The 1,835-nt window shown below is 67.9% G+C and carries 2 protein-coding genes and 1 pseudogene; all 3 read left to right on the top strand.

The window, feature by feature from the left end; translation table 11 throughout:
• Positions 1 to 205: pseudogene (locus tag ABYE80_RS20445) on the top strand (ABC transporter ATP-binding protein); the annotation flags it as partial.
• 241 nt (positions 206 to 446) lie between these two features.
• The gene (locus tag ABYE80_RS20440; protein ID WP_154732570.1) at positions 447 to 1,190 is read left to right on the top strand and encodes an ABC transporter permease; all 744 of its coding nucleotides are present in this window, start codon (positions 447 to 449) and stop codon (positions 1,188 to 1,190) included.
• A gap of 3 nt (positions 1,191 to 1,193) precedes the next feature.
• Positions 1,194 to 1,835 (top strand): MlaE family ABC transporter permease (locus ABYE80_RS20435; protein ID WP_372792236.1); only part of this gene is annotated, 642 nt, incomplete at its 3' end.

The following is a 1,835-nucleotide window of genomic DNA, read 5'->3' as shown; positions in this document are numbered from 1 at the left end:
GGAGATGCACTCGCTCTACGGCGGGACCTACATCCTGATCACGCACGACATCGCCACGGCTCGGCAGATCGGGCAGTACGTCGGCGTCCTGTGGCGCGGGCGGATCGTGCAGAGCGGCGACCGCGACGAGATGTTCGATTCGAGCAATCCGTTCGTGCGCCAGTTCCTCAACCGCGAGCGCGGAGGACCGCTGGGAATGGAATGACACCCCTTACGAGGGGGGTGTCTGACACCTATTGAGTCTGTTCACCGGCATCTGCCGGTGGGAGTGTTGGGGTCACGGGGGCGGAGTGGGATCCGCCCCTCAACGGGAGAAGAGGCAGAACGTGGCAACGAGAAGCGCGACAGCGCCCGTCTCGGCGCCGCCTGGGCGGGGGGCGCGACTGCGGTCGACGCCACGCCGAGGCGCAGACGCCGGACTGAGCATCATCGACGAGGTCGGCGGGATGCTGCTGCTGACCGGCAAGACGGTCGCCGCGACGTTCACGCCGCCCTACTCCTGGGTGGACGAGTTCCTCATCGAGAGCACCATCTTCCTCCGCCGCACCCTGATCCCGACGTTCTTCGGCGTGATCGCGCTCACCGCCGGCGCGGGCGGCATCCAGGGCGGCAACCTCCTCAACATCTTCGGCTCCGTCGACCGCCTCGGGGCCTTCTTCGCCACGTTGGCCACGCGTGAGGCCGGACCCTGGGCAACCGGCATGATCGTCGCCGGCGTCGCCGGCACCGCGGTCTGCGCCGACCTCGGGGCACGGAAGGTCCGCGAAGAACTCGACGCACTGGCGGTCCTCGGGCTCGATCCGATCAAGACGCTCGTCGTTCCACGGTTCCTCGCCTTGGGCGTGCTGACCGCGACCATGAACCTGCTCGCGATCGCGGTCTCGCTCGTCGGCGGCTGGGCGGCGGCCGTCCTCCTGTTCGGGGAGACGACGTCCGGCTACATGTCGACGATGACGCTGAACTTCACCATGCCCGACCTCCTGGGCAGCATCTTCAAGACGTCGTTCTTCGGCTTCATGGTCGCCGTTGTCTGCTGCTACAAGGGCCTCAACGTGCGAGGTGGTGCCGTCGGGGTCGGCAAGGCCGTCAACCAGGCGGTGGTGATCGCCTTCGTCGCGATCTGGGTCTTCAACTACATGTTCACGGCGACGTTGCTCGCGGCGTTCCCCGAGACGCTCAACCTCCGCTAGGGCATGGCGACGACGAACGCACCCACCGGCCCGGACGGCCTGCCGCTGCTCGCCACCGAGCTCGCTCGCACCCGTGCGGTCCGGAACTTCCGGGCGCCGGTCGAGTCGACGCTCGACGAGGCCGGTCGCATGGCCCGCTTCATGCTGAGCGCGGTCATCGAGATCCCCAAGGCGTGGCGCTACGGCGCCGAGGTCCTGCGGCAGGCCGCGCTGCTCCTGCTCGGGTCGTCGATCGTCCTGCTGTCCCTGCAGTTCGTGATCGGGCTCCAGTGCGGCACCGAGGGCAACTACGTCCTGCGCGGGTTCGGCGCGTCCGTATACACCGGCGCGTTCTCGGCGCTCTGCGGCCTCCGCGAGGCCGGACCCTTCATGTTCGGCTTCATCGCCGCCGCCAAGATCGGCGCGGGACTGGCGGCGGAGCTCGGGACGATGCGGATCAACGAGGAGATCGACGCGATGGAGGCGCAGGGCATCAGCTCGATCCGCTACATCGTGACGACGCGCCTGCTCGCCGCCTGGCTGGTGATCCCGTTCTGGTTCTTCGTCGGGATGGCCCTGAACTTCTTCGGCGAGTACTTCGTGATCATCGTCCAGATCGGCGAGGTCTCGCTGGGCGGCTGGGGGTCCGTCCACTGGGCGTTCATC

This window comes from Paraconexibacter sp., from assembly GCF_041602235.1.
Classification (GTDB): Bacteria; Actinomycetota; Thermoleophilia; order Solirubrobacterales; family Solirubrobacteraceae; genus Paraconexibacter.
This window is presented reverse-complemented; position numbering and strand designations above follow the sequence as displayed.

Coding starts and splice junctions, on each gene's coding strand:
- ABYE80_RS20440 (WP_154732570.1), top strand. CDS start 447: ATGCTGCTGCTGACCGGCAAGACGGTCGCCGCGACGTTCACGCCGCCC.